1 protein-coding gene is annotated in these 542 nt (G+C 57.9%); it reads left to right on the top strand.

Features of this window, described 5'->3' with window-relative positions; genetic code table 11:
- Positions 1 to 542 (top strand): ABC transporter permease subunit (locus tag K0039_RS24830; protein ID WP_228106788.1); only part of this gene is annotated, 542 nt, incomplete at both ends.

Here is a 542-nt window from a genome sequence, read left to right as displayed (position 1 = left end):
ACTATATCAGCAATGCTGTGCAGCGGGATTTTGGCCTGTCGATGGTGTCGCGTCGTCCGGTTGCCGATGAGATTGCCAGCCGCTTTATGCCAACGCTGTGGCTGACCATAACCAGTATGGTCTGGGCGGTTATATTTGGTATGGCGGCGGGAATTATCGCCGCCGTCTGGCGTAACCGTTGGCCGGCTCGATTGAGTATGACCATTGCGGTGTCGGGGATCTCGTTTCCGGCATTTGCTCTGGGGATGCTTTTAATTCAGGTATTCTCCGTTGAACTGGGCTGGCTGCCTACCGTGGGAGCAGACAGTTGGCAGCACTACATTTTACCCTCCCTGACGCTCGGCGCGGCAGTGGCCGCCGTGATGGCGCGCTTTACCCGCACGTCGTTTGTCGATGTGTTAAGCGAAGCTTATATGCGTACCGCGAGGGCGAAAGGGGTGAGCGATACCTGGGTTGTCCTCAAACACGGGCTACGCAACGCGAGTATCCCGGTAGCTGCCCGTGAGAGCCTACTGCGCGACTTGTTTCCGGGCTGTGCCCTC

It is taken from the genome of Terrisporobacter mayombei, from assembly GCF_020748465.1.
GTDB lineage: Bacteria > Bacillota > Clostridia > Peptostreptococcales > Peptostreptococcaceae > Terrisporobacter > Terrisporobacter mayombei.
This window is presented reverse-complemented; position numbering and strand designations above follow the sequence as displayed.